Annotated in this window: 18 protein-coding genes; 11 read left to right on the top strand and 7 right to left on the bottom strand. The window is 34.4% G+C overall.

From position 1 onward, the window contains the following. The 5 genes from PHQ99_04465 to PHQ99_04445 form a co-directional block, all read right to left on the bottom strand. Nucleotides 1-893, bottom strand: an 893-nt coding sequence (locus tag PHQ99_04465; GenBank protein ID MDD4288820.1) for a glycine betaine ABC transporter substrate-binding protein, incomplete at its 3' end; no start/stop codon positions are given. 29 nt (nucleotides 894-922) lie between these two features. After that, a complete protein-coding gene (locus tag PHQ99_04460) occupies nucleotides 923-1,570 on the bottom strand; it encodes an ABC transporter permease (GenBank protein MDD4288819.1) in 648 nt (215 codons plus the stop codon). A 17-nt stretch (nucleotides 1,571-1,587) separates the two neighbouring features. After that, nucleotides 1,588-2,751 (bottom strand): ATP-binding cassette domain-containing protein, encoded by a 1,164-nt coding sequence (locus PHQ99_04455; GenBank protein ID MDD4288818.1) that lies wholly within the window; start codon nucleotides 2,749-2,751, stop codon nucleotides 1,588-1,590. A gap of 21 nt (nucleotides 2,752-2,772) precedes the next feature. Then, entirely contained in the window at nucleotides 2,773-3,420 is a 648-nt protein-coding gene (locus tag PHQ99_04450) for an ABC transporter permease (protein MDD4288817.1), read from the bottom strand. Nucleotides 3,421-3,523: 103 nt separating this feature from the next. After that, a complete protein-coding gene (locus PHQ99_04445) occupies nucleotides 3,524-4,015 on the bottom strand; it encodes a MarR family transcriptional regulator (protein ID MDD4288816.1) in 492 nt (163 codons plus the stop codon). A gap of 468 nt (nucleotides 4,016-4,483) precedes the next feature. Between PHQ99_04445 and proS the strand changes: the two genes are divergently transcribed. Together proS and PHQ99_04435 are read left to right on the top strand one after the other, a co-directional pair. Continuing rightward, nucleotides 4,484-5,926, top strand: a complete 1,443-nt coding sequence (proS, locus tag PHQ99_04440; GenBank protein MDD4288815.1) for a proline--tRNA ligase — start codon at nucleotides 4,484-4,486, stop codon at nucleotides 5,924-5,926. A 91-nt stretch (nucleotides 5,927-6,017) separates the two neighbouring features. Then, the gene (locus PHQ99_04435) at nucleotides 6,018-6,275 is read left to right on the top strand and encodes an EF-Tu/IF-2/RF-3 family GTPase (GenBank protein ID MDD4288814.1); all 258 of its coding nucleotides are present in this window, start codon (nucleotides 6,018-6,020) and stop codon (nucleotides 6,273-6,275) included. Between the two features lie 124 nt (nucleotides 6,276-6,399). On the opposite strand, the gene PHQ99_04430 is transcribed toward PHQ99_04435, so the two are convergent. Then, the gene (locus PHQ99_04430) at nucleotides 6,400-7,203 is read right to left on the bottom strand and encodes a slipin family protein (GenBank protein MDD4288813.1); all 804 of its coding nucleotides are present in this window, start codon (nucleotides 7,201-7,203) and stop codon (nucleotides 6,400-6,402) included. Nucleotide 7,204: 1 nt separating this feature from the next. Next, nucleotides 7,205-8,533, bottom strand: coding sequence for a nodulation protein NfeD (locus tag PHQ99_04425; protein ID MDD4288812.1), 1,329 nt, complete (start codon nucleotides 8,531-8,533; stop codon nucleotides 7,205-7,207). A 131-nt stretch (nucleotides 8,534-8,664) separates the two neighbouring features. Here PHQ99_04425 and PHQ99_04420 point away from each other — a divergent pair, with 131 nt between their 5' ends. The 9 genes from PHQ99_04420 to iolO form a co-directional block, all read left to right on the top strand. After that, on the top strand, nucleotides 8,665-9,558 hold the full coding sequence (locus PHQ99_04420) for a DMT family transporter (protein MDD4288811.1): 894 nt from the start codon (nucleotides 8,665-8,667) through the stop codon (nucleotides 9,556-9,558). A gap of 480 nt (nucleotides 9,559-10,038) precedes the next feature. Beyond that, on the top strand, nucleotides 10,039-11,025 hold the full coding sequence (locus PHQ99_04415) for a sugar ABC transporter substrate-binding protein (protein MDD4288810.1): 987 nt from the start codon (nucleotides 10,039-10,041) through the stop codon (nucleotides 11,023-11,025). A 115-nt stretch (nucleotides 11,026-11,140) separates the two neighbouring features. Beyond that, on the top strand, nucleotides 11,141-12,118 hold the full coding sequence (locus PHQ99_04410; GenBank protein MDD4288809.1) for an ABC transporter permease: 978 nt from the start codon (nucleotides 11,141-11,143) through the stop codon (nucleotides 12,116-12,118). After that, nucleotides 12,115-12,885 (top strand): ATP-binding cassette domain-containing protein, encoded by a 771-nt coding sequence (locus PHQ99_04405; GenBank protein MDD4288808.1) that lies wholly within the window; start codon nucleotides 12,115-12,117, stop codon nucleotides 12,883-12,885. The genes PHQ99_04410 and PHQ99_04405 overlap by 4 nt, the downstream gene beginning before the upstream one ends. Nucleotides 12,886-13,390: 505 nt before the next feature. Continuing rightward, the gene (iolG, locus tag PHQ99_04400) at nucleotides 13,391-14,410 is read left to right on the top strand and encodes an inositol 2-dehydrogenase (GenBank protein MDD4288807.1); all 1,020 of its coding nucleotides are present in this window, start codon (nucleotides 13,391-13,393) and stop codon (nucleotides 14,408-14,410) included. 51 nt (nucleotides 14,411-14,461) lie between these two features. Next, on the top strand, nucleotides 14,462-15,475 hold the full coding sequence (locus tag PHQ99_04395; protein MDD4288806.1) for a LacI family DNA-binding transcriptional regulator: 1,014 nt from the start codon (nucleotides 14,462-14,464) through the stop codon (nucleotides 15,473-15,475). 50 nt (nucleotides 15,476-15,525) lie between these two features. Next, the gene (iolM, locus tag PHQ99_04390; protein MDD4288805.1) at nucleotides 15,526-16,722 is read left to right on the top strand and encodes a scyllo-inosose 3-dehydrogenase; all 1,197 of its coding nucleotides are present in this window, start codon (nucleotides 15,526-15,528) and stop codon (nucleotides 16,720-16,722) included. 50 nt (nucleotides 16,723-16,772) lie between these two features. After that, the gene (gene iolN / locus PHQ99_04385) at nucleotides 16,773-17,882 is read left to right on the top strand and encodes a 3-dehydro-scyllo-inosose hydrolase (protein MDD4288804.1); all 1,110 of its coding nucleotides are present in this window, start codon (nucleotides 16,773-16,775) and stop codon (nucleotides 17,880-17,882) included. 616 nt (nucleotides 17,883-18,498) lie between these two features. Beyond that, on the top strand, nucleotides 18,499-19,294 hold a 796-nt coding region (iolO, locus tag PHQ99_04380), incomplete at its 3' end, for a 5-keto-L-gluconate epimerase (protein ID MDD4288803.1).

Genomic DNA, 19,294 nt, shown 5'->3' with positions numbered 1-19,294 from the left:
TAACCGTTTTCAGCAAGATAGTTTCTGGCAACTAATCTTTCTGGCAACCCTATGGCATCAACCTGATAGTTGAGTTCCTGCATTACTTCATCGGTTAATTCGGTAATTGGCTCTAAGATTTCTTCAATTTCCGGATATTGGTCCAGAACTTCTTTTCTGATGGTTACGCTCAAGTTATATACGGGGAAGAATTGCTTGTCATCCTCTAATACCACCAGGTCAAATTTTCTGATTTTACCATCTGTGGCAAATACCATTGTAATATCTGCCTGTCCACGGTCTATAGCCTCATGGGTTAAGCCGATTTCCATTATTTTTACGTTATCTTCAGCAATATCCATGCTGTAGTGTTCAGCTAAACCTGGCAATCCATCTGCTCTTTCAGAAAATTCATGATCAATTGCCCAGATAAGATCATGGTTTTCATTTACATATTCTGCCAGGTCGGATAAAGTTTCAATTCCTGTTTCTGCAGCTTGTTCCCGGGTTAGCGCGATAGCATAGGTATTATTGACTGCTGACCAATCTAACCAGGCAATTCCATTCTTTTCCAGGTCTTCTGTTTTTACTTTTCCATAGAGTTCTTCTGGGTCAGTAATCACTTCATCTTCATGTCCCAAATAAACCAACCATGCTGTCCCGGTATATTCAGGATATAGATCAATTTGACCGGTTTCCAGTGCTTGACGGGTTATAGTACTACCTGTGCCCATTTTTAAATCTACATCAAATCCATTTTCTTGCAGTAGAATAGCAGACATATGTCCAACTATATATTGTTCGGTAAAGTCCTTTGCTCCGGCAGTAATATTCTTTGCCTGGGCAAAGACCCCCATGCTGGCTATCAGTAACACTAAACTAATAGTAATTGTAAATATTATTTTTTTTCTCATAACAATTTCCTCCTTGTTTTTTATTAATATTATTTTTCTACTTTTAAACCCTTTGGTGTTATAATTTTTTCAACATAACCCAATATACGATCGATAATAATTGCCAGGATAGCTGACGAGGCAGCTCCTGCCACTAATGCCTCTGGCCTGTTTAATTTTAAACCGGTAAAAATTAAATCACCCAGGCCACCACCTCCGATAACTGATGCGATAACTGCGGTTCCTATTATAATAGTAGCAGCACTGCGAATACCACCCATTATTACTGGTACTGCAATAGGAATCTTTAATTTCCAGAGAATCTGGTTTTTAGTAAATCCCATACCTTTACCTGCTTCGATAACACCTTTAGGAACACTTAAAATTCCCGATGTGGCATTAAATATAACAGGAACAAGGCTATAAATGATGAGGGAAATAATAGTTGGGGTCTTACCGATGCCAACATATATAAAAACCAGTGCAATTACTGCAATAGAGGGTACTGCTTGGGCAGCACCGGTAATTGACAAAATTGTTTTTCCTATTTTTTCTCTTCCTTCATCAGTGGCAATAATACTTAAGGAAACCCCGATTATTGTTGTAATAATAATTGAAAAAAGGAAAAGAAAGAAATGTTCCACAAATAGTTCCATTATTTTATTGAAATTTTCCGAAATATATTGAAATAGATTCATTATATTTACTACCCCGTTTATTTATTAAATTCTTCAAATATATGATTTAATCGGATGACACCCATAAATTTATTACGTCTATTTACGACCGGTAGTAGTTTTTCACCGCTGGAAAACATTGTAGAAAGACTTTCATTTAAGGTGTTGTTCTGTTCTGTAAGGATCGGACTTTCGTCATAGTTAATTTCGACTTTATCTTTCCTGGTTTTTTCCAGCCAGTATCTTCCAGAAAGTTTACCATTTTCATCCAATACAAAAGCGACAATTTGATCTTTCTCCTGTAATAATTTAAGAACTTCTTCTTCTGAAATCTCCTTATCCACGGTAATTGTATCTTCACTACTGATAAAGTCCTTGGTTCTCTTCAGCGTTAGAGCCTTCAGACTTCTGTCCTGTCCCAGAAGATTTTCAACAAATTTATTGGCAGGGTTATACAATATTTCTGTAGAATTGGCATATTGCACTAATTTACCATCTCTGATAATTGCAACTTTATCGCCCAGTTTTATAGCTTCATTAATATCGTGAGTTACGAAAACTATAGTCTTTTTTATTTCGTCCTGTATTTCAAGAAAAGAATCATGAAGCTTTAAACGGTTAATAGGGTCGATAGCGCCAAAGGGTTCATCCATAAGCAAAACTTCAGGGTCTGCCCCCAATGCTCTTGCTAATCCGACTCTTTGTCTTTCGCCTCCAGAAAGCTGCAAAGGATAACGGTATGCATAACTGGAATCCAGGGTTACCATATCTAATAATTCTTCAACCCGTTTTTTAATCTTACTTTCATCCCATTTTAACAGACGTGGAACAGTGGCAATATTGTCATATACAGTAAAATGTGGAAATAAACCAATTTCCTGGATAACATAACCGATAGTTCTTCTAAGCTGTACAGGGTCAATATCGTAAACCGAAGTTCCTTCAAGCTTTATTTCACCCTCATCAAGTTGTACAAGGCGATTAATCATTTTCATAGTGGTAGTTTTCCCACAACCGGAGGGGCCAATCAACATAGTTATTGTACCTTTTTCCATTTGCAAATTAAGTTTATCAACTGCTACATCATTTCCAAAACGTTTGGTGACATTTTTAAGTTCGATAGTGTATTTCTGATTTTCCCCTTGCTCATTTTCTTTATTCTCAGTAGCTTGTTTCTCATTCATATTCGAATCACTCATCATCGTGTTTATCTCCTTGAAAAATTATCTTTTTACTTTTAAACCCCTGGGAGTAATCCATTCTTCTACTAAAATAAGAAAATAATTTACTCCGATTCCCAAAATTGATACCAAAATTGCACCTACACCAACCATTCTAAGATTAGATCGACTTATTCCGGAAAAAATAAAATAGCCTAATCCTCCTGCTGCAACCAGTGAGGCAAAGGTAGCCACACTGACTCCTAAAACCATGGCGTTTCTTACTCCAGCCATAATAACCGGAATAGACAAAGGCAGTTTAACTCTCCACAATATTTGCTGTTTGGTCATTCCCATTCCACGAGCTGCTTCAATCATTCCTGCTGGAACCTGGTTAATGGCAATATATGTATTCCTGGTGATTGGCAGCATGGAATATAAAGTAATAGCGATAACAGCCGGTACAATTCCCAGACCAAGTTTAAAAGGTGCCAAGAGTACTACCATGAGCCCAAAAAGAGCTAAACTGGGAATAGTCATTAATATACTTGTAATATTGATGACAGTTTGAGCTATTTTAGGACGTGCTGAAATATAAAAACCCAATGGTACGCTAATTATCAAAGCAAACGGAAGACTAATAGCGACAATCTGTATATGGCGTATGAATTCTTCAACGATTGTTCCTTTAAAATAACCTAACCATTCCATAAACGATATCTCTATTTTAATCCCCTCCTTTTTATTTTTCTCTAAAAAAATTAGAAATATTATAAATTAAAAAATATTTTTGAAGTTTTAAGAAAGCTGTTAATTAGACAAGTTGTTTCTTTTTTGCAATATGTTTTATCTTAATATCTGATTCAATTTCAGGTGTTCTCATCATAGCAACTACGCGTTGCATAGATGATAATATTAATGTTTGTTCCCAATCTTCAAGTTCATTGAATTGTTGTAAAAAACCTTCTTTCAGTAATGAAGGATTCTTTAATACTATACTTCTCCCTTTCTCTGAAATCCGGATATAAACTCTCCTTTTATCAAAGCTGCTTCTTTGTCTTGTGATAAGTCCTTTTTCTTCCAGACGGTCGAGAATATCAGTAACAGTAGCCTGACTTAAACTAATCCTCTTAGCCAATTGGCCAGTTGGTATTTCGCTGACCTCTGACAGTACTTTTAATATAGTTAATTGGGGAGTGCTTAACCCATAATATTTATATAAATATTTAGAATGAACATCCATAGCCCTGACAATTTGCCTAAGGGCAGAATATACTTCCTGACTCATTGATAATTTTCCGACCACTTTTTTTACCTCATTTTTATTCAAAAAATAACTTACAATACTAATATATCGTATACAAATTATAAAGTCAAGTAACAAGGGATGGTATATTGTTATTCATTAGGAAAGAGTTATAGTTTTAGCTATATAAGATACAATAATTAAAAGTATATTATTATACATTGTTAATTTTATTTATTTCCCTGCTGTCTATTTTACCCTTAGATTTTATATATAAATCTACATTATAGATAAACTAAAATGATAGGATATAGTTTTAATACTCTAATAATATTTTTGATATTTTAATTAAAATCGAAGAAGGGAAGAAGAATAGAAAAAGAATAGATTATAAATAATTTTTATTCCGGTATTTAATATAAATATAGTGGAACTGTTCTTATATCTTAGACAATTAAAGGTAAATATGATAAAATTTTTTCAACATAATGTCTTTATAGATAGTTAAAGAAACCAAGGAGTAGAATAATGAATGACGGAGAGTTTGTAAAAGAAATAGCATCAAAAGATGAAGCATTTTCCAGATGGTATACTGATGTAGTTAAAAAAGCTGATTTAGCTGATTATACCATGGTAAAAGGCTGTATGGTAATTAAGCCTTATGGCTATTCTTTATGGGAAAATATGAAACAATGTCTGGATGATAAAATTAAGGCAACAGGACATAAAAATGCCTATTTTCCACTATTTATCCCCGAGAGTCTTTTGGTGAGAGAGGCAGAGCATGTAGAGGGATTCGCACCTGAAGTAGCATGGGTTACCCATGGAGGGGAACAGAAGCTGGAGGAAAGACTGGCAGTCAGACCAACTTCTGAAGCAATAATTGGCAGCTTATATTCCAAGTGGGTTCATTCCTGGCGTGATCTACCCATTTTAATAAACCAATGGGCAAATATTGTTCGCTGGGAAAAGGTTACCCGGCCATTTTTAAGAACAACAGAATTTTTATGGCAGGAAGGTCATACTGCGCACAAAAATGAACAGGAAGCAGAAGAAGAAACTTTAAAAATTCTTTTAGAAGTTTATAAAGAATATATCGAAAAAGATTTGGCAATCCCGGTACTTGTTGGTAAAAAGAGTAACAATGAAAAATTTGCCGGTGCCGTACATACATATACCCTGGAAGCACTAATGGGAGATGGAAAAATTTTACAAGCGGGCACTTCACATAACCTGGGTCAGAATTTTGCCAGGGCTTTTGATATTCGTTTTCTGGATGAAAATCAGGAAGAACAGTATGCCTGGACAACTTCCTGGGGTACATCAACCAGGCTGGTCGGTGGAATAATTATGGTTCACGGAGACGAACGTGGTCTAAAGTTACCCCCAAAAGTTGCCCCGATACAGGTTGTTATAGTTCCCATTCTTTTTGATAAGACAAAAGAAGAAGTGTTAAATAAAGCCAGGGAATTAGAAAGAATATTATCAGATAAATTCAGGGTTGAGCTTGATGATCGTGATGAATACACTCCTGGTTGGAAATTTAATGAGTGGGAGATGAAAGGCGTCCCGGTTCGTTTGGAAATAGGGCCTCGTGATATAGCCCAAAACCAGGTTATGGCAGTCAGAAGGGACAAAGGCAACAAAACAGTAGTTAAGGAAAGTGAACTTATTACAACTTTAAGCAAATGGATGGAAGATATTCAAAATAATTTATATCTAACTGCTAAAACCCGGCTACAGGAAAATATTAGGTTTACTGACAATTATAATGATTTTAAAGATATTATTGAAGAACAAAAAGGTTTTATTAAAACGTACTGGTGTGGTAATCCTGAATGTGAAGATAGTATTAAAAAAGATACAAAAGCCACTATTCGTTGTCTTGCAGAAGAATCTGATAAAAAAGGAAAGTGTATTTACTGTGGAAGGGATTCTTCTTTTCCGGTGTATTTTGGCAGAGCCTATTAATACCATATGATAAGAATATGATCTATTCTTATGATGAGTAAATAAAATTATATCAATTAAAAATGATATATAAATATAAAGGAGGATACAAATGGAAAAAGAATTAGTTGGTCATGTAATTGATTACTTTGCAAAGATTGGTGTAGCTGCAATTGAAATTGAATCAGGGGAAATCAGAATTGGAGATACCCTGCAATTCAGGGGTCATACGACAGATTTCACACAGGAAATTGAATCAATGCAAATTGAAAATGAACAGATTGACAGAGCTATTGCCGGTGATTCAGTCGGTATTAAAGTTGAAGAAAGAGTAAGAGGTGGAGATGAAGTATACAAGGTTTTAGATTAAGCTGATTGAGAAGACCAATATATTTCATCTCCAATTTTATATTGTAATATTTACTGCATAGAATTATAGAAAGCAGTTTTATTATTTGGTTTATATAAATTCAGTATATTAATAAAAAACCCAACTATTTTGATTTTTCCTTATTTTTTGGCGTAGATTTTTGCTGTTTGTTATAAATATCTAAAAATGGTTTGATAAACTCCATTGGGAATGGAAATACAGTTGTGGTATTCTTATCTGCTGCAATAATTCCCAGTGTTTGTAAGTAACGTAATTGCAGAGCCAGCGGTTGGGAGCTCATTTTTTCTGCTGCTTGAACCAGTTTTTCCGATGCCTGGAATTCACCTTCAGCATGAATGACCTTTGCCCTTCTTTCTCTTTCAGCTTCAGCCTGTTTAGCCATTGCCCGTCGCATGTTTTCCGGTAATTCTACATCCTTGGTTTCTACCGTACTAACTTTTATTCCCCAGGGATCAGTCTGTTCATCTACGATTTGTTGTAATGTTTGATTAATTTTTTCTCTTTGGGATAGAAAGGTATCCAGGTCCCTTTCTCCCAAAACGCTTCTGAGTGTTGTTTGTGCTATCTGAGAAGTAGCAGTAATGTAATTTTCAACTGAAATGATTGCTTTAACCGGATCAACCACTCGAAAATAAATAACGGCATTAACCTTAATCGGAACTGTATCACTGGTGATAACTTCCTGAGCAGGTACATCCATATTGATAGTTCTCAAGCTTACTTTTACCATGCGGTCAACAATCGGAATTAGGATAATAATACCCGGTCCTTTTGCACCTACTACTCTTCCTAAACGAAAAACTACTCCTCTTTCATATTCATTTACTATTTTAATTGCCTGGGATAAAATAATAATTAGTACAATCAATATGCCCAGATAAAGGCTCGAAGAGGCAATTATATCCATTTTAATCCTCCTTGTTTATAGTTTTATTAACTGTCAGATGCAAGCCTTCTACAGATGTTACAAAAATCTGTTCTCCTCTTTTTATTTCAATACCCTCAAGTGCAGTAGCCTGCCAGATTTCTCCGTTAACAAATACCTGTCCATCAGGGTTTAAATTAGTTCTTGCTGTTCCTGTCATACCAACCATGCTCTCTTTTCCGGAAATAGGCTTTTTCCATTGTATTTTTATACCTTTAGTGACAGCAAATATAAAAAACAGTCCGGTCATAAGTATCATGGTAATAATGACACTTGATGAAATCTGTAAAAATGGAGCCATATCTTTTGTTAACATGAAGGAACCCAGTGTCAATGATGCTATGCCTCCTATAGTAAGTAACCCGAAAGTGGGAGTATATATTTCAAAGAGGAACAGAATTATGCCTGTTATAATAAGAATTATACCGGCTAAATTAATGGGAATCATCTGAAAAGCTACAAAGGCCAGGATTAGACATATCCCACCGAAAATACCAGGGAACAAAGCCCCAGGATTACTGAATTCCCCTAAAATTCCATAGATTCCTAAAAACAGAAGAATATAGGCAATATTAGGGTTGGTGAGGGAGTGCAGGAATAAATCTTTAACAGACATTTTATATTCAATAATCTCTTTACCAGCAGTGTTCAGTTTAAATTCCCCTGAAACAGTATTCACTTTAACCCCATCTAACATAAAGATTAAATCATCTATGTTGTTGGCAATAAATTCAATAATATTATTTTCAATTGCCTCTTCCTCGGTAATAGAAATGCTTTCTCTTACAAATTTCTCGGCAATATCCTCATTTCTGTTTCTGTTTCTGGCAATTGTCTTTATATAGGCAGCTGCATCATTAACGATTTTTGATTGCATCTCTTCATCTATTTGCCCTTCACCCATGGCAACAGGATGGGCGGCACCAATATTTGTTCCAGGAGCCATAGCTGCAATATTGGCTGACAACGTTATGAATGCACCTGCCGAGGCAGCTCTGGCTCCCTGTGGTGCAATGTAAATAATAACCGGCACCTGACTGTTGAGCATCTCTTTGATAATTCTGCGCATGGAATCATCAAGTCCCCCGGGAGTATCTATCTGGAAAATAATACATTCAGCCTGGCTGGTTTCAGCCTCTCTGATTCCGTCTATCATATATTGAGCGGTAATTGGATTAATAGCTCCTTCTATGCTGGAAACATAAATAGGTGCAGATGATTGGGCAAAAGAAAAATTTATATCCAACAAGATTATTAGCAGCAACAGCAGCAGAATGGGTAAATTGTTTTTTATGTTATTTAAAAATAACATATCTACCATTCCTTATTATCTGTGATAATATTATTATAGCATAATGACAATAATTTGATAAATTATTCATATAACTGGTATTGTAATAAATAGAGCCGGAGCCGGTAATACTATAAGACAAAAGGAGTATTATGGAAAAAAAAGAAAAAGAAGGAGTAATACTGGTAATTATATGCGTATTTATCCATGGAGCATTACCAATTCTTGGTAAGTATGGTGTCTCCCTGGTTCATCCTCTTTTTTTTGCAGCTTTGACTAACTTGATAGCGGCGGCTGGTTTAATTTTAATAATATTATACAGATCAGAATCAATTAAAAAACTCATAAACAGAAAGTATTTTCTTTCTCTATTATTGATTGGATTCTTTGGTACAACTATATCTAATATTTTATTTTTTTATGGTGTCAGGATAACTAGTGGAATAAACTCCTCAATTCTGTTACAGGTAGAGCCGATTTATGCTCTTTTTATAGGATATATTATATTAAAAGAAAAAGTAACATTCCGACAAATAATTGCCACTACAGTTATTATTTTTGGAACATTATTAGTAATTTATCAGGGTACCTTTTCTTTAAATTGGGGAGACTTGCTGGTTATAGGTACACCATTATGCTATCAGATAGGTCATATTTTCAGTAAAAGATTATTGAATCAAAGAGAGTTAAGTCCACTTTTTATAGCAGCTGGGAGGACATTATATGGAGGTATTTTTTTGTTTATAATCAGTCAAGTATTCGGAGTCCAGGAATATGAAAAGTTAAGAGAATTAAATATATTAGGTATTCTTGTCTTTTACGGTCTGGTAATCTATGGCCTTACCTATTATACTTTCTATGAATCCATCAAACGCATCAATCTTTCCAAGGCAACTGCAATTATCTCAGCATATCCGGCAGTATCCATATTACTGGCCTGGTTTTTATTGAAAGAGATTCCCGATTTTTATCAAATAAGTGGTTTTTTGATTATTTTAGCTGGAATTCTCTATTTGTCCAGCTTAAAAAGTGAATCACGTTTATGATTTTAGATTAAGATTAAGTAAAGAATTATAATATTTTTATCTTGAATAGCTGATATTGAAAAAAAATATTATAAGTGATAGTATTTAATTATAAATTTTCAACAAATTGCACTCAATAAAAAAATTCTGCTAAAAGATTATGAGAATTTTTCAAATTATTGATTTTTTATTTGAAAAATTTTTATAAATTAATTATATGCCCTGGTAAATAAATTAAATTTTATTTCCATTTTTTCATACAAAAGTTATATATAAAATGTGTCAAATTCGCATCTTATTAACAATCAGATAAATTAGGTTGGTTTGTAAGTTTTAAATATATTTCCCTGCATTTGTTCGATCATTATAGGCAATTTGTTTCTTATCAAAAATCAAACCCAAGAAAGAAAAATACTAATAAATTAAGGGGGGTGGTTGGTAAATAAAATAATTGGTTTGTTGTAAAATAATAGTAATTTTTAGTTTTAGGAGGATTAGAACATGAAAAAATTGGTAAATAATAAATTAATCTTTGGTTTAGCTCTATTAATATTGGTTTTTGTAAGTTTTAGTTGTATTGCCACAGCAAAGACTTTTAATTTTTATGTTGTGTCACATGGTGGTCCGGGAGATCCTTTCTGGGGAGTAGTTATGAAAGGAATGGAAGACGCCGCAGCTTTTATTACTGAAGGAACTGAGGATGAAATTAAGGCAACTTATTCAGGACCAGCAAAATATTCAGTAGAACAACTTGTTGATATGTTAAATAGTGCTATTGCTACAAAGCCGGATGGTATTGCCGTTACTATAACCGATCCTGATGCTTTAGACCAGCCACTCAGAAGAGCAATTGATATGGGTATCCCTGTTATTGCAATCAATGTTCCTGATTCAAGACCAGCTGATGAATCTATCCCTTATCTATTTTATATAGGAGGAGATGAATATCTTTCCGGAAAGCGAGCAGCTGAAAGAATATTAGAATATAAAAAACCTGAACGTGCTGTGGTAACCGTACATGAAATTGGTCATATGGGTTTGGAATTAAGAGCTCAGGGCTTCATAGAAGTTATGACAGAAGCTGGAGTTCCTGCGGAGAAATTGGCAACTTACTTAGACCCAACTCAGGCAATTGAAATATTAAAAGGATATTTTACCAGAAACCCGGAAACTGATGCTATTTTTACTCTGGGATCAATTGATAGTGCATATGTAATCGATTTTCTTAATGAAGAAGGTTTAGCTGGTAAAGTAACTCATGGTGGATTTGATGTTTCGGACGAAGTTGTAGAATCAATTCAAAAAGGGGATACTCTATTTACAATTTCCCAACAGCAGTATTTACAGGGTTATCTACCTGTTCATTTCTTCTATCTATTAAACAAGTATAATTTCTTACCTGCGAATGATGTTCTGACAGGTCCTGGTTTTGTAGATGCTGATAATGTTGAAAGCGTTGTAGAATTAGTAGAACAAAGATATTGGTAGTATATATTGTGTTTATCAATAATTAAAAAAATGGCAGGGAGTTGGTGAACGCTTCCTGCCATTTAAGCAAGTAAGAAAAGGAATAATATAAGTATCGATTTCAAGGAGCAAAATAATGAATGACGAGAAACATTTCACCTCATTTATAGTAAAATACTTTCGCCATCATCCTGAGTTCGGAGCCTTAGTTGGTTTAGTAATCGTTTTTATTGGATTTTCCTTGACTGCTACCAGATTTCTTACAATTGATTCATTTTCAGGAATTGTTACTATAGCTTCTGAATTGGGAATTGTAGCAGCTGGAGTGACTTTTTTAATGATTGCTGGTGAATTTGATCTTTCAGTTGGTTCAGTATTTGGTTTTTCTGCCATGTTATTTGCCGTCTCAGCTGCAAGCGGCATTCCTTTACTAATAAGCTTGATTTTAGCTTTATTAGCAGCTGCAGGTATTGGTTTTTTGAATGGTTATATTACAGTTCATTTTCAAATACCTTCTTTTATTACTACTTTAGGTGCACAAATGTTATGGCGAGGAGTTTTATTGGCTATTACCGGAGGTTTTTCTGTTAGATATAGGGAAGAATCCACTGTACTTGCAGTATTAAATAGCAATCTATGGGGTGAATTCAGGACTTCAGCAATTTGGTTTTTTGCCATTATTCTTTTTTTGAATTTTGTTCTATTGCGAACCCAATATGGAAATGCAACCTATGCTACCGGTGGAAACAAAGAGGCTGCCCGAATTTTAGGAATTTCAGTTAACAAAGTAAAAATTATTAATTTTATTATATGTTCAGTTTTGGCAGGATTGGCAGGGTGTATTCAATTTGCCAGATTCGGGTCAGTTGATCCGGTAAGGGGGCAGGGCATGGAATTAGAAGCAATTGCAGCAGTAGTTGTTGGTGGAACTCTAATGACTGGGGGATATGGTAATTTAGTGGGAACATTATTAGGAGTATTGTTAATTGGAATGCTACGTTCTGGCTTAATAATGGCTGGAGCACCTGCATATTGGTATCAGGCATTTGTTGGATTGATTTTAATTATTGCAGTTATCCTGAATACAAATATTAAAAGGTGGTCATTAAAGTGAAAAATAATAGAAATTTAATTGAAATGAAGGAAATTTTTAAACATTTTGGAACAGTAACTGCACTAAAAAATGTAAATTTTAATGTACAGAATAATGAAATTGTAGGATTGGTTGGAGATAATGGAGCAGGAAAATCTACCTTAATAAAAATTTTAACCGGAGTTTTTCCTCCTGATAAAGGAGAAATACTATTTGAGGGAAAAAAAATAAACCTAAGTTCTCCTAAAATTGCCCGTGACTTAGGAATAGAAACTGTTCATCAAAATTTAGCTTTAATTGATTTGATGAGTATAGCTCGGAATTTTTTCCTGGGAAGGGAACCTGTAAAAAACCTGGGAGGAATAATTAATATTTTAGATAAAGATAAAATCGAGAATGTTACTGAGAAAGCATTGAAAGATATAGGTATTAATGTTCGGTCTATTGATGAAGAGGTTTCGGTTCTCTCAGGCGGGGAAAGGCAGTCAGTAGCTATTGGTCGCGCTATTCATTTTGGAGCTAAATTGTTAGTTTTGGATGAACCAACTGCAGCATTGTCAATTAAGGAATCGCAAAAAGTATTGGATTATGTGTTGGAAGCCAGGAATAGAGGATTATCAGTTATTTTTATTACTCATAATATATATCATGTTTATTCAGTAGCTGATAGGTTTACTATTTTGGAACACGGTGAGAAATTAGGGGATTTCAGAAAAGACGAAATATGTACAGAAGATTTAATTGAAGTAATCAGATGTGGTAAAAAAATTGAGAGGAAAGTAAATTAATTAGGATTCTTTAAAATACTTAAATTATAATCTGATGACCAGGCTTAGATCTTTTACAATTTTAAAATAAATACTATGTCTTTCATTTTTTTCTCAAAAAGCAAGAGTTTAGAACTAAACTTAAAAACCTAATATAGATTTTATTACTGGCTTACATTTTTTAGATACTTTCATGTAATATTAATACTCATAATATTCATGCTGAAGGAATAGAGCTAATCTAAGAGAAAAAAGATGTAAACTCAAGATAAAATATTATTGAAAAATAAAATTATCCATGATAATATAAAAAAGTATTAGTGCAACCGATTGCATATTGTTTTGTAATGCCAATTTTAGTTTTATATATTTAGATAATATATTATGTTTTTGAAAGAAATGGTCCCCGGTATTAACTGAACCAGGGAAACTATACCAGGATTTTATAATTAAGATAAATTTATTTAAAAGGAATCAAAATATTTAAAAACTTAAGATATTTTTTGGATTGGAGGTTGGTTTAAAAATGGAAAAGGACCTTAATGTTGGAGTAATAGGCTTAGGTAGAATTGGGAAATTGCATGTGCATAATCTCTTTGCAGAGATTCCTGGAATTAAATTAACAGGAGTTTCAGATATTATTGAAGATTCTTTGGAAGAAATATCTAAAAAATATGATATTCCTATAGTAAAAAATGATTATCGTTATTTATTAGATAGGAAAGAAATTGATGCGGTAATAATATGTTCTTCTACAGATACCCACGCTCCCATTATGATTGAAGCAGCTCAGGCTGGAAAGCATATTTTTTGTGAAAAACCCATAGCCCTGGATTTAAAGGAAATAGACAGAGCATTAAGTGCTGTTAAGGCAGCAGGAGTTAAGTTACAGATTGGATTTAATCGCCGGTTTGATCCAAGTTTTATGAAGGCCAAAGAAATGGTACAAAGTGGGAAAATTGGCAAACCTCATATTGTGAAGATTACCAGCCGTGATCCTGCTCCACCTCCACTGGATTATATAAAAATCTCAGGAGGCATTTTTTTGGATATGACTATTCATGATTTTGATATGGTTCGTTATCTTCTTGATGAAGAAGTAAAGGCACTGATGGCAGTAGGAAATTGCCTGGTTGATCCTGATATCAGTAAATATAATGATATTGATACCGCAATCGTTACTTTTCAGTATAAAAACAGTGCCTGGGGTATAATTGACAACAGCCGGCAGGCAGTTTACGGGTATGACCAGAGAATAGAGATATTTGGATCAGGAGGATGTATACAGGTTGGAAATAAAATACCAACTGAAGTTTTATTATATGGGGAAGAATCTGCTATGAGTGATAAGCCAGTGTATTTCTTTTTAGAAAGATATAATGATGCATATATAAATGAGATGAAGCATTTTTCAGAATGTATTAAAAACAACATGAATCCCTCGGTAAATGGGTATGACGGGAAGATGGCAGTAGTGATGGGCTATGCTGCCAAGGAATCTTTTAAAAAAGGGAGATTTGTAGAAATAAATGATAGCCAATTTTAAACATAGGATAATTGTATTAAAAATCTTACAGTATGAGAGAGTAGTAAAATTATGAAAACAACAACTATAAGGGATGTCGCAAAAGCAGCCGGGGTTCACCCTTCAACTGTGTCGAGGGTTATAAACGGAAATACAAATATTAGCCAGGACACTGTTAATAAAGTATTAACAGTAATTAAAGAATTAAATTATGTTCCGAATGCCCTTGCCCGAGGGTTAAAAACTAATAAATTACATACATTTGGGATGTTAATTCCAGACATTGTAAATCCTTTTTTTGCCGGATTAGCCAGAGGAGTAGAAAATGCAGCTAATGAACATGGATATAATGTAATCTTATGTAATACAGACTACTCTCTTGAAAAAGAGATTACATATCTACGATTGTTAGAGGAAAGACGGGTAGAAGGATTGATTTTGGCTAATGCGAAATTCCAGTATAAAAGTATTATAGAATTGGAAAAAAGACGGTTACCTTATATGTTGCTTTCTAGAAACATTAAAGGATTACAAAAAAATTCAATTTCTATTGATAATATTGCCGGAGGATTTCTTGCTACCCAGTACCTTATACGTTTAGGTCATAAGAAGATTGGTCATATAGCAGGTCCCTATAATACAAATGCTACTATGGATAGGATAAAAGGATACAAGAAAGCATTGCAGTATTATGGTATTTCTTTTGATAAGCAATATTTAAGCAGAGGTGACTTTAAAAATAGAGGGGGATACCACATAATGAATAACTATTTAAAATTTGATGATCCTCCCACTGCAATATTTACAGCGAATGATTTATTGGCAGTTGGTGTTTTAGAAGCCATTAAAGAAAAAGGATATGATGTACCTCATGACTTTTCAATTGTGGGGTTTGATGATATTCAATTGGCATCTCATCTTTCCCCCCCGCTTACCACCATTCGCCAGCCGATGCTGGATATGGGGTATTTAGCTATTATTAAGTTATTGGAAAGAATAGAGAAACAAATAAGTCATGAAAATATATTTCTAAAACCGGAATTAATTGAACGCAAATCTTGCAGTAAATATCAAAAGGTAAAATAAATTTATTAATTTATTGAAAATAGAAATTAATATTATAAGGAGATATAGAAATGGCAAGAAAAATGAAAACAGTTATTCTTGATGCTACCTGGGATCCAAAACCTGACTTTAAATTAGGGTCCAAAGATATAGAGGGTAAACTAACTTACCTGGGAAGCAAAGTATGGCGAAATCCACACTTGAGAATTGAAGAAAAAGATATTCCGAAGATTGGTCCTGATGATGTTTTAATTAAGGTAAAGGCATGTGGTATTTGTGGCAGTGATGTGCATATGGCACAACCTGATGAAGATGGATATATATGGTATCCGGGTCTCACTGCCTTCCCGGCTACTTTAGGACATGAATTTTCAGGTATTGTGGTAGAGGCAGGAGAAAATGCCTTTAATAAACGAACCGGAAAGAGATATGAAGAAGGGGAGGCTGTTACTGCTGAAGAAATGTTTTGGTGTGGAAGATGTCGTCCTTGTGTAGACGGTTATCCAAATCACTGTGAAAAATTAGAGGAGATTGGATTTAGCATTGATGGCGCATTTGCAGAATATGTAAAAGTTGACGCTAAATACACCTGGAGTTTAGAAGAACTCAGAGAAGTATATAAAGGTGACGATTTATTCTTAGCAGGAAGTGTGACAGAACCTACCTCTGTTGCTTACAATGCAGTAATTGAGCGAGGTAAAGGAATCAGACCTGGTGATAATGTAGTTGTTTTAGGCGGAGGGCCTATTGGACAGTCTGCTGTTGCAATATTAAAAAGAGCCGGAGCGGCCAGAGTTATTCTTTCTGAGCCATCTGAAGACAGGGCTAAATTAGGCAAAAAAATGGGTGCTGATTTTGTTATTAATCCAATAAAAGAAGATTTTACCCAGCGAGTTTTAGAAATTACAGGTGGATTAGGAGCTAAATTGTATTTAGAAGCCACCGGATTGCCGGATAAAGTATGGCCGGGAATAGAGCAATGTATATGGGAAGGAAAAATGGTTAACAGTACAGTGGTAATTGTAGCCCGTGCTGATAAAAAAATTCCTTTAACCGGTGAAGTATTCCAGGTAAGAAGGGCTGAAATTATTGGTGCCCAGGGACATTCAGGTCATGGAACATTCCCCAGGGTAATCAGTTCCATGGCAACAGGTATGGATATGACACCACTGATTACTAAGACAATTAAACTGGAAGAAGTTCCGGATAATATTGTATTACTCAGAACCTGTAGAGAAGAATGCAAGATAACCTGTATCTTTGATTAATTTGTAGACAACAACCAAATAAAAAAAATTTATAAAAAAAGGAGAAAGTTATGGGAGAGAAATGGCTGACAACAGACTACCCCAATATATATTTTGAAAATACAAAGGTAGGACATCTTAAGAAAAAACTTTTTGATGCCCCGATGAGTGAGATAGAGGAAATTTTAAAGGAATATGATATTCCCTCCTCTTCTGAATTGGGTAAAGCAGGAAGTTATATACAGAATACACCCCGAATGCATGTCATGGAAGATCGCAGAAAAGATGATATTGTCTTTGTTCCGGTTGGATGCACTGAATGTCACGGTGATTATGCCAATACAGGTTTGGATACCTTTATGGTTACCCAAATATGTGAAGCAATCAGAAGGCATTGCAAAAAAAAAGGTAATCCAGTAAGTCTGGCTATACCTCCAATAAATTATGGTGCCCATCCTTACCATCACTGTGGTATGGCCGGCACGGTAATTATGCCGGAAGATGTTGTCAGAGAGACAATGATTAATGTTATGCTCGGGCTTTGGAATGATGGATTTAGAAAACAGATATGGGTTAATAATCATGGGCAATTATGGGTATTGGAGTCTGCACTTCAGGAATTTTGCAAGCGGTATCAGTTGCCAGGAATATACAGGGTAATTGATTGGCATCGTGCAATCAGGGAATTTTTTATTCCGGTAGAGAGAGAAAATAGCATGTCTACCGATTTTGTACATGCTGATGAGTCAGAAGCTTCCGTAGGTTTGTTATTATTCCCGGAAATGCTGGATATGAAATATGCTGTTGATACTGAAGGTGAATCATTATTGCCCGGTGGACATTTTGATACCTCAGTAGATCCATTTCGCAGACCACAACAGTGGCAGCAGGGAGAAGGACAGTCTGCTATTGAAAGAGCAGCAGTCCCGGAAGGTGTAGTGGGTAAACCTACCAGGGCAACTGCCGATAAGGCAAAAAGGCCTATTGCAGCAATCTTAAAATATTTAACTCTAGTTCATGATGAAATACTGGAAACCTATCCATCCGGCAAACTTCCTCCGGTTGAAAAAATCAGCCTGAGAGATCCTAAGGAAATGGAACCATTCTTAAAAGAGCCTATGAGCAAGGGATGGAAGTCTGTCTTTGAACTACCCTATATTGGTCAGATTAATAGTTTATAGAAAAAAGTTTTCAGTTGTCAGTTTTTGGTTTTCAGTTAGAAATCATTTCGATTTAACCAAGATATAGGTAACATTTTACAAGATTGGAAGAGTGGAAGAATGCAATAATGTGAAAGTAAATAGTGTAATAGTAGAACACTGGAATATTGCATAAGATACTATTTTCTTGGGTATAATTGTATAAGATTGCTTCACTACCTTTGGTTGCAATGACAGAAAAGAAAATATCTTTTATAACGACAAAAAAGTATAATATAGATTTTAGAAATAGCTAAAGAGGATTTTTCTAAAAACTATGAACAAAGAACTGAAAACTACTCCACTAACAATTATGCAGGAATAAATAAGGGAGATGGTTAGGGTGAGGGGGAAGAAATAAAAGAAGGGTATCGGGTCACAATATAGTATCTAGTCCAATACAAAATAACATAAAAATTAAGACTTAAGATTAAAAAATTAATAAAGTTTATAATTATTTGTATAGTACAAATCGTTAGTATTGAATATTGCATATTTAGTGAAAAAGAATTAAAGTTTATTAATAAGGCACAAATATTTGTGCTTTATCTATATTGTTCGTTTCAGGAATATTTATTTTAATAAAAAGGATTTTATTATGAAAAAGAGTATTGTGGTTTCCACACAGAAAACAAGTTTTTCAGCCTTAGCTTTTAAAGAGGATTTAGAAAAAAATATTGAAAAAGTATCTTCACTTGGTTTTAACGGAGTTGAACTTGCCGTTAGGGATCCTAAGTATCTGGATGTTGAAAAAGTGATTAATATGGTTAATGAATCTAATTTAGAAGTTCCGGCTATTGGTACAGGTCAAGCCTGGGGAGAAGAAGGATTAAGTCTCTCAGATCCAAATGAAATAGTAAGAAAGGCTGCAATTGACAGAATTATAGAACAAATTAAATTTGCTTCTAATTTTAATGCTCAGGTTATTATTGGTTTGATCAGAGGAGTTATTAAAGAAGGGGTTTTTCGAGAAGAAACTGAAGAATGGACTATTGATAGTCTAAAAAAGTGCGCTGAATTTGGCTTGGAGAAAAAGATTAAATTAACCCTGGAACCTGTAAATCGATATGAAAGTAATTTTATTAATACACTGCAAGAAGGGATGGCATTTATCGATAAAATTGGTATGCCGAATGTAGGACTGCTGGCAGATACTTTTCATATGAATATTGAAGAAGTTTCCATTTATGAAAGTATTATTGAAGCAAAAGACTATATTACCCATGTACATTTTGCAGATAGCAATAGGTGGGCACCAGGGTATGGACATCTTGACTTCCAAAAAATAGTTGAAACATTAAAAGAAATAAACTACCAGGGATATGTTTCAGCAGAGATTCTTCCCCTGCCAGATCAGGATTCTGCCGCTGAAATGACTATAAAGACTTTAAATA

This window comes from Atribacterota bacterium (assembly GCA_028703475.1).
Lineage (GTDB): Bacteria > Atribacterota > Phoenicimicrobiia > Phoenicimicrobiales > Stramentimicrobiaceae > JAQVMU01.
Note: the sequence above shows the minus strand (reverse complement) of the source record. Positions and strands in the feature narration are given on the sequence as shown.